Source organism: Polynucleobacter sp. HIN6 (assembly GCF_030297575.1).
Lineage (GTDB): Bacteria > Pseudomonadota > Gammaproteobacteria > Burkholderiales > Burkholderiaceae > Polynucleobacter.
Genome location: NZ_AP028137.1, coordinates 1,461,334 through 1,475,761, shown reverse-complemented (window position 1 = coordinate 1,475,761; position 14,428 = coordinate 1,461,334). Strand labels below are relative to the sequence as shown.

The 14,428-nt window shown below is 48.5% G+C and carries 14 protein-coding genes, 1 tRNA gene and 1 pseudogene; 7 read left to right on the top strand and 9 right to left on the bottom strand.

Annotated elements, in window-relative coordinates; genetic code table 11:
- Positions 1 to 13: 13 nt before the first annotated feature.
- The 6 genes and pseudogenes from rlmH to QUE66_RS07300 form a co-directional block, all read right to left on the bottom strand.
- Positions 14 to 457 (bottom strand): 23S rRNA (pseudouridine(1915)-N(3))-methyltransferase RlmH, encoded by a 444-nt coding sequence (rlmH, locus tag QUE66_RS07325; protein ID WP_286223399.1) that lies wholly within the window; start codon positions 455 to 457, stop codon positions 14 to 16.
- A 6-nt stretch (positions 458 to 463) separates the two neighbouring features.
- Positions 464 to 850 (bottom strand): annotated as a pseudogene (gene rsfS, locus QUE66_RS07320) (ribosome silencing factor); the annotation flags it as partial.
- A 12-nt stretch (positions 851 to 862) separates the two neighbouring features.
- Complete coding sequence (locus QUE66_RS07315; protein WP_286223398.1) at positions 863 to 1,564, bottom strand: nicotinate-nucleotide adenylyltransferase; 702 nt, start codon at positions 1,562 to 1,564, stop codon at positions 863 to 865.
- Between the two features lie 12 nt (positions 1,565 to 1,576).
- Positions 1,577 to 2,506 carry an oxygen-dependent coproporphyrinogen oxidase gene (gene hemF, locus QUE66_RS07310; RefSeq protein WP_286223397.1) on the bottom strand — a complete coding sequence of 310 codons (930 nt, stop codon included), beginning with the start codon at positions 2,504 to 2,506 and terminating at the stop codon, positions 1,577 to 1,579.
- A gap of 19 nt (positions 2,507 to 2,525) precedes the next feature.
- Complete coding sequence (purD, locus tag QUE66_RS07305; RefSeq protein WP_286223396.1) at positions 2,526 to 3,797, bottom strand: phosphoribosylamine--glycine ligase; 1,272 nt, start codon at positions 3,795 to 3,797, stop codon at positions 2,526 to 2,528.
- Positions 3,798 to 3,818: 21 nt separating this feature from the next.
- Positions 3,819 to 4,538, bottom strand: a complete 720-nt coding sequence (locus QUE66_RS07300; RefSeq protein ID WP_286223395.1) for a YebC/PmpR family DNA-binding transcriptional regulator — start codon at positions 4,536 to 4,538, stop codon at positions 3,819 to 3,821.
- A gap of 150 nt (positions 4,539 to 4,688) precedes the next feature.
- On the opposite strand from QUE66_RS07300, the gene QUE66_RS07295 reads away from it, so the two are divergent.
- Positions 4,689 to 5,666, top strand: a complete 978-nt coding sequence (locus tag QUE66_RS07295) for a quinone oxidoreductase family protein (RefSeq protein WP_458574891.1) — start codon at positions 4,689 to 4,691, stop codon at positions 5,664 to 5,666.
- 93 nt (positions 5,667 to 5,759) lie between these two features.
- Positions 5,760 to 5,844 (top strand) — tRNA-Leu (locus QUE66_RS07290).
- On the opposite strand, the gene QUE66_RS07285 is transcribed toward QUE66_RS07290, so the two are convergent.
- The 3 genes from QUE66_RS07285 to lptF are packed head-to-tail and all read right to left on the bottom strand — an operon-like array spanning position 5,845 to position 9,065.
- Complete coding sequence (locus tag QUE66_RS07285; protein WP_286223393.1) at positions 5,845 to 6,786, bottom strand: CysB family HTH-type transcriptional regulator; 942 nt, start codon at positions 6,784 to 6,786, stop codon at positions 5,845 to 5,847.
- A gap of 12 nt (positions 6,787 to 6,798) precedes the next feature.
- The gene (gene lptG, locus QUE66_RS07280; RefSeq protein ID WP_286223392.1) at positions 6,799 to 7,953 is read right to left on the bottom strand and encodes an LPS export ABC transporter permease LptG; all 1,155 of its coding nucleotides are present in this window, start codon (positions 7,951 to 7,953) and stop codon (positions 6,799 to 6,801) included.
- A complete protein-coding gene (gene lptF / locus QUE66_RS07275) occupies positions 7,950 to 9,065 on the bottom strand; it encodes an LPS export ABC transporter permease LptF (RefSeq protein WP_286223391.1) in 1,116 nt (371 codons plus the stop codon). The genes lptG and lptF overlap by 4 nt, the downstream gene beginning before the upstream one ends.
- Positions 9,066 to 9,145: 80 nt before the next feature.
- Here lptF and QUE66_RS07270 point away from each other — a divergent pair, with 80 nt between their 5' ends.
- The 5 genes from QUE66_RS07270 (at position 9,146) to QUE66_RS07250 (ending at position 14,427) form a co-directional block, all read left to right on the top strand.
- Positions 9,146 to 10,693: a leucyl aminopeptidase gene (locus QUE66_RS07270; protein WP_458574890.1), complete on the top strand. Its 1,548-nt coding sequence runs from the start codon at positions 9,146 to 9,148 to the stop codon at positions 10,691 to 10,693.
- A gap of 19 nt (positions 10,694 to 10,712) precedes the next feature.
- Positions 10,713 to 11,183, top strand: a complete 471-nt coding sequence (locus tag QUE66_RS07265) for a DNA polymerase III subunit chi (RefSeq protein ID WP_286223390.1) — start codon at positions 10,713 to 10,715, stop codon at positions 11,181 to 11,183.
- Positions 11,183 to 11,965 (top strand): prolipoprotein diacylglyceryl transferase, encoded by a 783-nt coding sequence (gene lgt, locus QUE66_RS07260; protein WP_286223389.1) that lies wholly within the window; start codon positions 11,183 to 11,185, stop codon positions 11,963 to 11,965. The genes QUE66_RS07265 and lgt overlap by 1 nt, the downstream gene beginning before the upstream one ends.
- A gap of 56 nt (positions 11,966 to 12,021) precedes the next feature.
- A complete protein-coding gene (locus QUE66_RS07255; RefSeq protein ID WP_286223388.1) occupies positions 12,022 to 13,326 on the top strand; it encodes a malonyl-CoA decarboxylase in 1,305 nt (434 codons plus the stop codon).
- A 114-nt stretch (positions 13,327 to 13,440) separates the two neighbouring features.
- Positions 13,441 to 14,427, top strand: coding sequence for a Bug family tripartite tricarboxylate transporter substrate binding protein (locus QUE66_RS07250; protein ID WP_286223387.1), 987 nt, complete (start codon positions 13,441 to 13,443; stop codon positions 14,425 to 14,427).
- Position 14,428 lies beyond the last annotated feature (1 nt).

The window sequence follows — 14,428 nt, the reverse complement described above, 5'->3', positions numbered from 1 at the left end:
AAAGATTTCCCATTTACTCACGATGATAGGGGTGGCCTTGCAGAATGGTCCAGGCACGATAAAGTTGTTCGATCAGCACTAGGCGAGCAAACGCATGTGGCAGGGTGAGGCTTGATAGTTTCCAGATGAGACCGCCATTTGCTTTGAGGCTTGGGTCAAGCCCATTTGCTCCGCCGATCAAGAACGCAATATCTTGACCATTTGCCCGCCAATTCTTGAGATGATCCGCAATCGCTTGAGTTCGCAGATCGATGCCATGCTCATCTAATGCAATGACGACCGCACCTTTTGGAATCGCTGCAATGATTTTGCTCGCTTCTTTAGCAGGATTAATATCCGGCTTTAGTTCTTTAAGCTCAATAACGCAGTCGCTGGGCATGCGTTTTTGGTATTCCTGGCATGCTCTAAATACCCAGTCTGGCATTTTGTGACCAACCGCAATAATCCAAAGACGCATGGTTTATTCGTCGCCAGCGTCTTCACTGGCTTTGACGAGCTTCTTGGTGCCGGACAATTTGACCCGAACCGGTTTGTCACCCCAGATTCCTTCGAGTTGGTAGTAGGCTCTAAGCATGGGCTGCAGGATATGAACCACAATATCGCCGCAATCCACTAGAACCCATTCACCCGTCTCCAGGCCCTCGATTGAGATCACTTCGCCCCCTTTTTCAAGAACCTTTTCTTTGACCGAGAGAGCCAAAGAACGGGTCTGGCGATTGCTGCTGCCAGTGGCAATGATCACGCGATCAAATAGTTCGCTAAGCTTGCTACTATCGTAGACACGAATATCTTGTGCTTTGACATCCTCGAGGGCGTCGATGATGGTGCGCTGTAGTTTTTTAATATCCATATGGCTTTTTGCTCATCTTACCTTGGATTGATAAAGGCCTTTTTCTAAAATAATGTTCCAGACCGATTCTGGCAACCATTGTTGAATGGCATCAGCGCTGGGGTGATGTGCCAGTAAAGGTCGAAGACTGCTCGATGCCAGATCAATGGAGAGTTCTTCATCTAAATAAATCAGGCCGCAGGGTCGTTGACAAAGCTCCTGAGTACTTGTGGTTTGATGATCTTGATAATGGGCCAATAGGGGTGGATGGTCTTGAAGTTGGATCGCAATCCGATAGGGAGGGCGACTTGCTACTGCCAGATGAATGTAATGCATTAAGTCGCGCCAATCATTCCAGGTGTAGAGCTGCAAAAAGCTATCGGCACCCATGAGCCAAATTAAAGCCGTTTGCTCACCATGAAGCCGTCGCAGAGCTTTGGCACTATCAATCGTATAGCTGGGCCCAGCCCGATCAATTTCCATGGTATTTACGCTGACTTGAGTGCTGAGTCCAAGTTGTTGGAGCTCGATCTTTAGGACCTCAGCGGCTGCAAGCGTCATGGCATAGCGATCAATCGCAGGGGTGATGTGCGCACCCTTTTGCCATGGCTCACCGCTGGGTAGCCACATGAGCTCATCGAGCTTTAGACGTTTAGCAAAATGCGCGGCAAGATGAATGTGGCCCCAATGCGGCGGGTCAAATGTGCCCCCTAGGATACCGATGGTTTTATTCAAGAATGATTCGCCTTAAACCTCAGATAGCCAATCGCGTGGCTTGAGATAGCGCTCATAGAGGCGAGCTTCCGGTGTCCCTGCTTGGGGCTGCCAGTTGTATTTCCAGGTGACAACAGGTGGCATGGACATGAGGATGGATTCCGAGCGCCCACCCGATTGAAGACCAAAGATAGTTCCTCGATCAAAGATGAGGTTGTATTCCACATAGCGACCCCGGCGGTATTCTTGAAAATCACGCTCTGCCTGGGTATAGGGCTCTTGATAACGGCGCTCAAGAATTGGTAAATATGCTTCGATGAATGCGTCTCCCACGGAGCGCATCATGGCAAAACTTCTCTCAAATCCCAACTCATTGAAGTCGTCAAAGAAAATACCGCCAATGCCACGCGGCTCGTCCCGATGCTTGAGATAAAAATATTCATCGCACCATTTCTTAAAGCGTGGATACAAGTCAGCACCAAATGGATCAAGAGCATTTTTGGCGGTTTGATGAAAATGCTTACAGTCTTCATCTACTCCGTAGTAGGGGGTTAGATCAAAGCCACCACCAAACCACCAGACCGGATCTTGATTAGGAGCTTGAGCAATAAAACAGCGCACATTCATATGCGTTGTAGGCGCCTTGGGATTGCGTGGATGGAACACCAAGGAAACACCCATGGCTTCAAAAGTGCGTCCAGCAATCTCAGGACGATTTTGGGTGGCTGCCGGTGGTAATTGTTGGCCGCTCACGTGCGAGAACCCAACCCCGCCTTTTTCAAGGACGTTGCCATTCTCTAGAATGCAGGTTCGCCCTGAGCCCTGTAACTTACTATCTTTGGGTTTTTCCCAGGCATCCGTCACAAACAGTTTGCCATCCACCTTGCTAGTTGCACTAGTAATGCGGTCTTGTAAATCTAATAAATAATGTTTAACAGCCTGAGTATCAATTGTTGCTGCCATTCAATGTCCTTACCTTTTCTTACTTAATCGCTCGAAAGCCGATATCGCTGCGGTACTGCATACCATCAAAATGAATCTGGTCAATCGCAGAATACGCCTTTTGTTGTGCCCCTTTGACAGTATCTGCCAACCCAACAACGCACAATACTCGTCCACCCGAGCTACGAAGCACACCATCTTGGATTTTGGTGCCCGCATGAAAGATGATTTGGTCATTGGTTTCTGCGGGGATTCCAGTAATTGCATCGCCTGTTTTAGGATTTTCGGGGTAGTTGGCCGCTGCCAATACCACTCCAAGGGCAATGCGCCGATCCCAAGTTAGTTCGACCTCATTTAGTTTGCCATCGATCGCTTTATCTAAAGCAGGTACCAAATCGCTCTCAAGACGAGCCATGATCGGTTGGGTTTCGGGATCGCCCATGCGGCAATTGAACTCCAGGGTTTTAATTTGACCATTAGGCTGGATCATCAGACCTGCATAGAGAAAACCAGTGTAAGGAATTCCGTCAGCGCGCATCCCCTCAACGGTTGGCATGATCACCTCACGCATGGCACGAGCATGCACTTCGGGGGTTACCACTGGGGCCGGCGAGTAGGCACCCATGCCACCAGTATTAGGACCTTGGTCACCATCAAGTAAACGCTTGTGGTCTTGGCTGCTAGCAAGTGGTAAAACATTCTTGCCATCGACTAAAACAATAAAGCTGGCTTCTTCCCCCGTAATAAATTCTTCAATCACAACCCGTGCTCCTGCATCGCCAAGCTTGTTGTCTGAGAGCATCATGTCAACCGCCATATGTGCTTCGGCCAGGCTCATGGCAACCACCACTCCTTTACCCGCAGCAAGACCGTCAGCTTTGATCACAATCGGCGCACCTTTTTGATCAATATAGTCATGCGCTGCTAGGGCATTCGTAAAGGTTTGATAATCGGCCGTTGGAATGCCATGGCGCTTCATGAATGCCTTGGAGAAGTCTTTGGAGGATTCTAGTTGTGCTGCCAATTGGGTTGGACCAAAAATCCGCAAGCCCTGATTGCGAAAGACATCCACAATTCCTGCAGCCAATGGCGCTTCAGGCCCCACGACGGTTAAGCCAATTTGCTCACGTTTTGCGAACGCGGCAAGCTCTTCGAGATCCGAGATCGGTAAATTTTCAATACCGGCGGTTTTTTGATTCGCTGTGCCTCCATTACCAGGCGCCACGAATACTTTTTGTACTTTCGGTGAGCGAGCGAGTTTCCAAGCCAAGGCATGTTCGCGACCGCCAGAGCCAATTAATAAAACTTTCATAATGAACCTTTTCTCCTCATCTCATAGATTGGCATTGGTATAAACCGCTTGGACGTCATCTAAATTTTCGAGCGCATCTAATAGTTTTTGCATCGATTCAGTTTGCTCTGGATTGAGATCGACCTCGGTCGAGGGGCGCATCGTCACCTCGGCTAACTCGGGTTTTAAACCCGCCGCTTCTAAAGCGTTACGGACATTGGTGAATTCAAAGGGATCCGTGATGATCTCGAGCGATCCATCCTCATGCGTAATTACATCCTCCGCACCGGCTTCAAGCGCTAACTCGAGTAGTTGCTCTTCATTGGTTCCAGGAGCAAAGAGCAGTTGCCCGCAGTGTTTGAATAAAAAAGCGACGGAGCCTTCTGTGCCCATATTGCCCCCGTGCTTTGAGAAGGCATGGCGAACCTCGGCAACAGTGCGGGTGCGATTGTCCGTCATCGCATCGACAATCACTGCGGCACCATTAATACCGTAACCCTCATACCGAATCTCTTCGTAGTCAACGCCATCGGCAGCGCCCGTTCCGCGCGCAATCGCACGTTGCACATTGTCGTTGGGCATATTGGCATCTTTGGCTTTGTCGATTGCGAGGCGCAAACGCGGATTTGCGCTGAGATCACCTCCGCCTAAGCGGGCAGCAACAGTAATCTCTTTGATGAGTTTGGTCCAAATCTTGCCACGCTTTTCGTCCTGGCGGCCCTTACGGTGTTGAATATTGGCCCATTTTGAATGACCCGCCATGGTGGCAATCCTTCTTAGATGAATAAATGAATTTCGGCTTAGAACCGTAATTTTAGGCAAAATACGGGCTTGGCTTAAAAAAATGACACCCCAAGCATCGATTTCGATGAATTTGGAACAAGAATATTCAGGAGAAACCACATGTCAGTTATGCAAACAAAAGCAATTCGGATCGATGAAGTTGGACCACCTGAGGTCATGAAATACGTTGATGTTTCACTAGGCGAGCCAGGACCAGGCGAGGTTTTGATTGCACAAAAAGCATGTGGCCTGAACTACATTGATATTTATTTCCGATCAGGCTACTACCCCCAGCCATTACCAGGCGGTATTGGCATGGAAGCATCGGGCATTATTGAGAAAGTTGGCCCAGGCGTGACACACCTCAAGGTGGGCGATCGCGTTGCCTATGCAGGTAGACCAACGGGGGCCTATGCGCAAGCTCGTATCATGCCCGCAGAGACGATTGTGCAGTTACCTGATGCGATTTCGTTTGAGACTGGCGCGGGAATGATGTTGCAAGGCCTCACAGTGCAGTACCTTCTAAACGATACCTATAAAGTGCAGCGCGGCGATACGGTTCTATTTCATGCGATTGCTGGGGGCGTTGGCTTAATTGCTCTGCAATGGTTAAAGGCGATTGGTGCCACCGTAATTGGTACGGTAGGTAGCCCTGAGAAAGCGGCGCTCGCAAAGTCATATGGCTGTGATCATGTGATTGAATACCGTACCGAAGATTTTGTAACACGCGTGAAAGAGATTACGAACGGTAAAGGCGTGGCAGTTGCCTATGACGCAGTCGGTAAAGATACCTTCATGAAGACCCTCGACTGTATCGCCCCACGGGGCATGGCGGTCAGCTTTGGCAATGCTTCTGGATCGGTTCCGCCGATCGATCTAGCCGTTTTGTCGAGCAAGGGATCGCTAAAGTTAACCCGACCCACACTAATGACCTATGTACACAATCGCTCATTGTTAGAGCCAATGGCCAAGGATTTATTTGAGCGCGTGACCCAGGGGCAAATTAAGATTGAGATTAAGCAACAATACCCTCTGGCAGACGCTGTGCAGGCGCACCGTGATCTGGAGGGACGCAAGACCACTGGCACGACGATCTTGATCCCTTAATCAGTCGATTTAGGAATTTTGGGTACGAGGCGATGAGATTGGTTAAAATCATCGTTTCGATTATTGCTGTTAATACAAAACATTAACGCACTAGCCTCGGTGATGGAATTGGTAGACGTGCCGGACTCAAAATCCGGTGCCGCAAGGCGTGTCGGTTCGAGTCCGACCCGAGGCACCATCAAATTTGATAATCGCTTGATTCGCTCGACATTGCCTGTTCTACGATTTTGCGTGTCAGCGTGGGTGAGAACAGCTCAATAAAGGTGAAGATAAACGAGCGCAGATAAGCGCCTTGTTTAATACCGATGTGCGTGACATTGGTGCCAAAGATGTGACCCACGGAGATGGATTTCAGTTGCCGATCGCGCTCGGGATCTAAGGCAACGCCCGCCACAATCCCAACCCCCATGCCATTCTCGACATAGGTTTTGATCACATCCGCATCAATCGCCTCCAAAATGATGTCGGGCGTGAGGTTGCGCTGCGCAAATGCTGCATCGATTTTGCTGCGCCCAGAGAATGCTTTTGCATAGGTGATGAGTGGATATTTAGTTAAGAGCTCTAAAGTGATGGACTCATGATTGAGTAAGGGGTGACCAGACGGCACAACCACCGCATGCTGCCATTGGTGACTCGGTAGGGCTAAGACCCCGGGGGTATTAGCAAGTCCCTCGGTCGCAATGGCTAGATCAGCACGATCCTCGAGTAGCATTTGGGCAATTTGACTGGGGTTACCCTGCAATAGACTAACGCGTACTTTTGGAAAACGCTTGGTAAATTCACTCAAGACTTTGGGTAAGGCATAGCGAGCTTGGGTGTGAGTCGTGGCAATCACAAAGCTACCTTGGTCTTGATTGGCGTAATCATTGCCAACACGTTTTAAGGTCTCCACTTCCTCTAATAAGCGCTCAATCGAGACCAAGATGCGCTTACCGGGCTCGGTTAACGAGCGAATGCGTTTGCCATGGCGTCGAAAGATTTCGACACCTAACTCATCTTCGAGTTCAATAATTGCTTTGGAGACTCCAGGCTGCGAGGTGAAGAGTGCCTTTGCAGCTGCGGTCAGATTAAAGTTCTGACGGACTACCTCGCGAACAAAGCGCAGTTGATGAAGATTCATTCGAACATACCCCTAAGCACGGGATACCCACTTAAGAGCTGCAATTGCTAGGATCAAATAAAGCAATGGTGGGAAGATTGCTGTAAATAGGGCGGGGAGTGCGCCAAGTAAGCCAACGCTCGAGAACAAAGTATTAAATAGCTGAAAACTCATACCCAGCATGATGCCACCAAAGACCTTAATGCCAACGCTCCCAGCCCGTACTTTCATGAAGGCAAAGGGTAGGGCGAGTGCAAGCATCACAAAGATGATGAAGGGGTAAACCACTTTTTTCCAAAAGGCAATCGCATGGCGCTGCGCATCTTGTTTGTTCTCTTGGAGGTGCAAAATAAATTGGCCTAAACTCATGATCGACATTTTTTCAGGGCTAATTAGCAGAACATTGAGGATCTGCGGGGTGACTTGTGACTCCAAGCTAAGCGTTGGAATACTTTTGGTCTGAGCGGTGTAGACCGCATCCAAGGGGTCGCCACCACGCTTCTCAATAAAGCGTGTTTCTGAAACATCATTGAGCTCCCAAACACCTTTATTATCAAAACGACCAGATGCGGCACTACGAATTGAGAGGAGACGGTAGTTGGGATCAAACTCATACATCCGAATTTGCCGAATTTGATCATCCGGATCAATTGAACCCACATTGACGTATCTCACACCAGCTTTAACGGGCCCCGCTCCGTCCTGATCGCGCAATTGATCTTTGAGCCAAACGCCAGACCGAAACTGTGAGCTGAAGGTTGAGCCTAACGCGTCCATCCGAATTCGTTCGGAAAGCCGTTCACTGTAGGGGCCCAAGCCTTCACTGATCGCTAGGGTCAGGATGACAATGGGTAGTGAGATCTTGGCGAGCGTAAAGAGACTGCGTTTGATATCTAAGCCTGCTACCCGGAAGATGGTGAACTCTGATTGACTCGCCATCATGGCAAACACATAAATACTACCGATTAAGCCAGCGATCGGAATAATTTCAACCATGCGGCTGGGCGCCTTGAGGAGCACATGGAGAAGCGCTAAAGGCAAGGTGTATTTAGAGTTGACTGATCCCAGTTCACTCAGAATGTCAAAAAATACAAAGAGTGCGAGCAGGGCAAAGAGAATGAAGCCAAAGCTCGCATAAATTTGCTTAGCAAAGTAGCGTTCATAAATTTTGGGAAAGAGCCAACTCATTTGCTTTGCCAGGCCCTTGGAAGTTGGCGTTGCCACCACTTTAAGGATGGATTGATACGGTTACGAATCAAAACAAAGGCTAAGCCAAATGCAAGCACATGAATCGGCCACAAGCCGACAAAGAAATCAACGCGTCCTTGCGCAACATAATTTTGACTGAGATTTAATAGGTTGCTGTACATCAGATAAATGAGGACGGCATAAAACATCGCCGTATAGTTACCTAAGCGGGGATTGACATAAGCCAAGGGAATAGCAATCAAGACCAAACCAAGGGCCATGATGGGTAGGCCGATACGCCAAAGCAGTTCACCAAAGTTGGCGCGCAGGATATTGGGATCGGTTTCTTGCATCAGCTCAATCACATTTTTTTCTCGATCCCGTGGCGGCGGCTTGGCCACTTCTTTACTTAAGATCTTGGTCTCGTACTCATCAAACTCTAAGATTCTGAAATTTGGCTGGGTCGGCTGGCCTTCATAACGGCGGCCTTTTAAGAGAACCACGTTTTTGTCACCGTTGGGCGTATTCTCGATATAGCCAGTGGCAGCAACTGCGACACTCAACTTTTGATTACGCGTATCGGCCACAAAGATATTCTTGACTTCCCCTTTATCAACATCAATCTCTTCAATGAAAAAGACCCGCTCAGCTTTGGCCGATTCTTTAAATTGACCTGCTGCAACCATGGACACATCATCGCGCTGTTGAAAACGCTGACTGATAACACTTGACTCACGATTTGCCCATGGCCAAACAAAGGCGGCCAATAGAGCAATGATGATGATGAGTGGAATCGCAAATCGCAGGATTGGACCAATTAAATTTGTAATGCTCAATCCACTTGCAAACCACACAATCATTTCGGAGTCTTTGTACCAACGGACCAAAACAATTAAAACCGCAATAAATAGTGAGACGGTCAATAGAACCGCAAAATAACCGAGGGTCGCGAGAGCGATTAGGACTAAAGCATCCTCGGGATTAACCGTTCCACTGGCCGCAAACCCCAAAATCCGGATTACGAGGGTGGTAATCATGATGGTGACCAAGACTAAAAACACAGCACCAGTGGTCATGCTGAGTTCGCGGCGGAGGGCTTGTTCAAAAATCATGGTGGCTAGATCTAATTCTGCGACTTTAATTCGGTCGGTGGATAATGTAAAAAAACCCCAAATGGTGAAAGATGATGACGATTCAATTTAGCACGAAAGTTCTTGTCGATATCGATTTTAAAAGCCCCAAGGGCGCTGCTGCGGTTTGTGGCTTAAGCAGCGATTGTTTGGTTTTAGCCTATCGCGCCGCGGAGCTCTCCCAGCTTCAGGCCCTTGATGATCTCCTCGGAGGAGCAATTTCAGAGGCACGCTCTGTAGGTGATTTGGATGGAAAAGCCGGAGTATGCACTTTATTACGCTCAACCCGGGCATGGGCCTTGAGTAAGGTGAAGCTGAAACGTGTTTTATTAGTGGGTCTTGGTGATAAAGAGTCCTTAGGGGATTTTGCCAAGATTGCGCGCTCGACCCTTAAGGTATTGAGTGGCGGCTCTATCCAGTCAGTGCTTTGGCATACGTCTAGCTTTACTGGCAAGCAAAAAGCCAATCAAAGTCCTAATGCAATTGCCGAGCGGATTCGTTTACTAGCGCAAATTGTGGGAGATCAGGTTTATCGATTTGGAGCTCGACAAGAACAATATAAGACCAAGCCGCAAGAAAAAGCAGATACCTTAGCGCACTTCACCCTGCTGACCAATACCAAGCAAGCTGGGCTTCTGAAAACTGCAGTTCAGGAGGGATCGGCTTTGGTTGAGGGAATGAACCTCACGAAAGATTTGGGTAACTTGCCACCCAATGTTTGCACTCCAACGTTTTTGGCACAAACCGCACTGAATCTTCCTAAGAAGACCAAGTTAAAAGTCCAGGTTCTCAATCAGCAACAAATTGAAGCCTTAGGTATGGGTTCATTCTTAGCAGTTGCTAAGGGTTCAGAGACTCCTCCACAGTTCATCATCATGCGTCATGAGGGTGGGAAAGCAAATGAGGATCCGATCGTTTTGGTTGGCAAAGGCATCACCTTTGATACGGGCGGCATCTCATTGAAGCCTGGCGAAGCAATGGACGAAATGAAGTACGACATGTGTGGTGCAGCATCGGTATTTGGCACCATGTATGCCGTATCGTTGTTGGGATTAAAGAAGAATGTGATTGGTGTGGTGCCAACTTGTGAGAATATGCCATCGGGTCGCGCAACCCGTCCGGGCGATATTGTGAAGAGTATGTCAGGGCAGACCATCGAGGTTTTAAACACCGATGCTGAAGGCCGACTTATTCTCTGCGATGCGCTTACCTATGTAGAGCGCTTTAAGCCTAAGGCTGTCATTGATGTCGCTACTTTGACAGGTGCTTGCATCATTGCATTAGGCCATGTGCATAGCGGTCTGTTCTCCGATGACGAAGCCCTCGTAAAAGCCTTGAATAAAGCTGGTCATCAATCCTTAGATACCGTCTGGCGTCTGCCGCTCGATGCAGCATATCACGAGCAATTGAAGTCAAACTTTGCGGACGTCGCAAATATTGGCGGACGACCTGCTGGAAGTGTGACCGCAGCTTGTTTCCTCTCGCGCTTTGCTGAAAAATTCCGATGGGCACATCTGGATATCGCTGGAACTGCATGGAAGAGCGGGGCGGCTAAAGGGGCAACAGGGAGACCAGTTCCCCTATTGCTCAATTTCTTGCTCGATCAATAAGCACCCATTAATAGCGCGAATGGCCAGAATTGATTTTCATAGTCATGTTTCGGACAAATTACAGTACTGCTGTCGTTTAAGCCGCAAAATTCTGGCCAGCTCTCATCCCCAGGGGTTGCCACGCACGATCGTGATTACTGGAAGTAAAAACGACCTCAACAATCTTGATGATTTATTGTGGACCTTCAGTAAAACTGACTTTTTACCTCATGCTTGGTTGCATCACGAGGGTGCCCACGAGACCCCGATTCTCCTGGTGGATCAGTTATCCGAGCTAGACCACCAAGCGCCAGCGCATCGGGATGTCTTGATTTACCTTCATACACAAGCTCCACAAGGTCTTGATGCCTTGCTGGAACGCTTCCCTCGTTGGATTGAAGTGGTGACCACACAAGAGAATGAACTTAAGGCAGGGCGCGAGCGCTTTAAGGGTTATCGTGCCTTAGGCCATGAGCTTCATCATTTTGATCAAAGCAAGGCGGCGGCCTAATGTTGGTGCATCCCCAAATCGATCCAGTCGCACTGCAAATAGGCCCGTTGGCGATTCATTGGTATGGCCTGATGTACTTATGTGCATTTGCCCAATTTTTATTACTGGGACGACTGCGTGTTCGCCAAGAACCATATCAAGCGATGCGTTGGACCTTTAAAGATGTTGAAGACATCCTATTTTGGGGAGTGGTGGGGGTGATTGTTGGGGGTCGCTTGGGTTATGTGCTCTTTTACATGCCCGGTTTTTATCTGCAAAACCCCCTCAGTATTTTTAAGCTCTGGGAAGGCGGAATGTCCTTCCACGGTGGGTTATTAGGAGTCCTAATCGCTTTGGCATGGTTTGCGAAGCGGCGCCAACTCTCATACTTTGTGATTACGGATTTTGTGGCGCCACTCGTGCCACTGGGACTTGCTTTTGGACGCCTTGGAAACTTTATTAATGGTGAGTTATGGGGACGTCCGAGCGATTGGCCGTGGGCGATGGTGTTTCCGATGGTGGACCAAGTGGCCCGCCATCCATCACAGTTGTATCAATTTGCAGGTGAAGGCCTTCTATTAGCTTTGGTATTGTGGCTCTATGCAAGTAAACCAAAACGCGTGGGGCAGGTATCCGGACTTTTCTTACTTGGATATGGGCTACTTCGTTTTCTGGCGGAGTTTGCTAGGGAGCCGGATGCGTTCTTGGGCTTACTTGGCTTGGGTTTATCCATGGGGCAGTGGCTATCGATGCCGATGATTGGTTTGGGAATCTACTTATTGCTGCGAACGCCGCGTCAATAAACCCTTTTGACTGAGTGATTTAAGCCCCTGTTACAAAATCTGGTTATGCTGTCAGCATGCTAGAGAAAATTGCCCAAACCCGTTACCTATCTCGAGCCAACAGTGCGGTTCGCCAGCTTATTTCTGAGCGGGGTGAATCAAACGCTGTCAGTATGGCCTTAGATGTGATCTCAAGCTACCGCAAGCTCAATGCCGATCACCGTTCTAAATTTTTTATGATGCTCGCTGAACAATTCAATATTGATGCTGAGCAACTGACGAAGGCAGCGCAAAGTTTTGCGGCAGATCCAAATGCAAGAAATTACATTCGCCTGCAGAAGATCTCTGAATCCCCTCGCCAAGAGCTTTTAAGGCGCCTCAATCGAGCTCCGGGTGGTACGGCTGCAGTCGTGGAAATGCGTCGCGATCTTTTGACCTTACTAAATAAGAAACCGGAGTTAATGGGCTTGGACTACGACATGCGACACCTCTTGTCGTCCTGGTTTAATCCTGGGTTTTTGAAGATGCACCGTGTTGACTGGAAGTCGCCGGCAGAGATTTTGGAGAAGATCATTGCCCACGAGGCCGTCCATGCCATTGATGGCTGGGATGATCTGCGCCGGCGTTTGCAACCCGATCGGCGTTGTTTTGCCTTTTTCCATCCCCAGCTACCGGATGAGCCCTTAATCTTCGTGGAAGTTGCTCTGCTTCCCGAGATTCCAGTTGCCATCATGCCTTTAGTGGATAAAAAATCTATCCCTGTAGAGCAAACCAACCAATTCAAAGTGGCTGCGTTTTACTCCATTAGTAACTGCGAGTCTGGACTGCGGGGGGTTTCGATGGGCAACTTCTTAATTAAGCGCGTTGCTGAGCAACTCCATGCCGAGTTCCCGGGATTAAAAACCTTTGTGACCCTATCACCGATTCCGGGCCTCATGGAGTGGATTACCGATGGAGCCCATTTGGGCGACCTGCCAAGCTCTGACAAAATGAAGCCGGCGATTCGTAAGGCCCGTGACGAGGCGCTTGAACTTTTGAAACTCAATGGTGCTAATTGGATGGATAAGCTAGGCAAGTCCTGGCATCCAGATCAATGCAGTGAGGACGAAAAGGCTGCCCTGATCGCTTTAACCGCGATTTATCTGACCGTGGTTACCCCAAGTCGGGACGGCAATCCTGTCGCTAAATTCCATCTAGGTAATGGTGCCAAGCTGCATCAAATTAATTGGGCGGGTGATTTGTCCAAAAATGGCCTGCGGCAATCCGGTGGTTTAATGGTGAATTATCTGTATGATCTGTCGAGCGTTGAAGAAAATCATGAGCGCTTCGTGAACGGCGATATTATTTATTCCCGTTCGGTTGGTAAGCTGATCAAAACATAAGCCTAATAAGTCCTGTATAAGACTTTTAGGGGTTTTGCCCTAGTTTTTGAAGTTCGATTTAGAATGATGTTCGCAATCGTTTTACCCTTTATAAGAATTGAAGAGGAGACAATAATGGCATTAATTCAGAAGAAAAAAATAGCAGGCCTCGTGCTTAGCTTACTAGCAGCAGTGGGTTTATCAAGCACCGCTCATGCGCAAGAGTGGCCAGTAAAAACCGTCACATTTTTGAACCCATTCCCAGCGGGTGGTGGCACGGATGCATTCGCCCGTCCTTTGGCTGCTCAGTTAACCGAGCAATTGGGTAAGCAGTTCATTATTGATAACCGTGGTGGTGCAGGTGGTACGGTAGGTGCATCGGTTGCAGCGAAAGCAGCACCAGATGGCTATACCTGGTTTATTGGCGCATCCCATCACACCATTGCTCCTTCCATGTACAAGAACTTGGACTATGACATTCAAAAGAGCTTCATTCCAGTTGCTCTTTTAGCCAGCGTTCCACAGGTATTGGTAGTAAACCCCAATCGTGTGAGTGCTCGTAACTTAAAAGACTTCATTGCTCTTATGAAGAAGAACCCTGGTAAATACAACTTTGCCAGCGCCGGTAGTGGCACAGTGCATCACTTAGCTGGTGAGTTATTTAAGATCCAAACAGGCACCTTCATTGTTCATATTCCTTATCGTGGTGCAGGTCCCGCAATGAGTGACCTCTTAGCTGGCCAGGTTGATTTGGAATTCGATGGCTTGGGAACATCCGCTCCACAAATTAATGCTGGTAAGTTGTTTGCGATCGCCGTTGCTTCTGAGAAGCGCAATCCAGCAATTCCAAATGTACCAACATTTGTAGAAGCTGGTTTGCCTGACTATCGCGTTTCGACTTGGTACGGTATGTTTGCTCCTGCTGGCACACCAAAGCCAATCATCGATAAGATGACAGCTGAGGTTCAAAAGGCTCTTAACTCACCAAAGTTGAAAGCGATTTGGGCTCAAAACGGTGCGGATAATCCAAATCTTTACGGAGAGGCATTTGGTAAGCAAGTTGCGTCTGACGTAACCCGTTGGGCTGAGGTTGTTAAGAAATCAGGCGCTAAGCTCGATTAAT

What these genes read in the sequence shown, in the direction of transcription:
- rlmH (WP_286223399.1), bottom strand. Translation starts at nt 457, where the DNA reads ATGCGTCTTTGGATTATTGCGGTTGGTCACAAAATGCCAGACTGGGTA.
- hemF (WP_286223397.1), bottom strand. Translation starts at nt 2,506, where the DNA reads ATGGCAGCAACAATTGATACTCAGGCTGTTAAACATTATTTATTAGAT.
- purD (WP_286223396.1), bottom strand. Translation starts at nt 3,797, where the DNA reads ATGAAAGTTTTATTAATTGGCTCTGGCGGTCGCGAACATGCCTTGGCT.
- QUE66_RS07300 (WP_286223395.1), bottom strand. Translation starts at nt 4,538, where the DNA reads ATGGCGGGTCATTCAAAATGGGCCAATATTCAACACCGTAAGGGCCGC.
- QUE66_RS07295 (WP_458574891.1), top strand. Translation starts at nt 4,689, where the DNA reads ATGCAAACAAAAGCAATTCGGATCGATGAAGTTGGACCACCTGAGGTC.
- QUE66_RS07285 (WP_286223393.1), bottom strand. Translation starts at nt 6,786, where the DNA reads ATGAATCTTCATCAACTGCGCTTTGTTCGCGAGGTAGTCCGTCAGAAC.
- lptG (WP_286223392.1), bottom strand. Translation starts at nt 7,953, where the DNA reads ATGAGTTGGCTCTTTCCCAAAATTTATGAACGCTACTTTGCTAAGCAA.
- lptF (WP_286223391.1), bottom strand. Translation starts at nt 9,065, where the DNA reads ATGATTTTTGAACAAGCCCTCCGCCGCGAACTCAGCATGACCACTGGT.
- QUE66_RS07265 (WP_286223390.1), top strand. Translation starts at nt 10,713, where the DNA reads ATGGCCAGAATTGATTTTCATAGTCATGTTTCGGACAAATTACAGTAC.
- lgt (WP_286223389.1), top strand. Translation starts at nt 11,183, where the DNA reads ATGTTGGTGCATCCCCAAATCGATCCAGTCGCACTGCAAATAGGCCCG.
- QUE66_RS07255 (WP_286223388.1), top strand. Translation starts at nt 12,022, where the DNA reads ATGCTAGAGAAAATTGCCCAAACCCGTTACCTATCTCGAGCCAACAGT.
- QUE66_RS07250 (WP_286223387.1), top strand. Translation starts at nt 13,441, where the DNA reads ATGGCATTAATTCAGAAGAAAAAAATAGCAGGCCTCGTGCTTAGCTTA.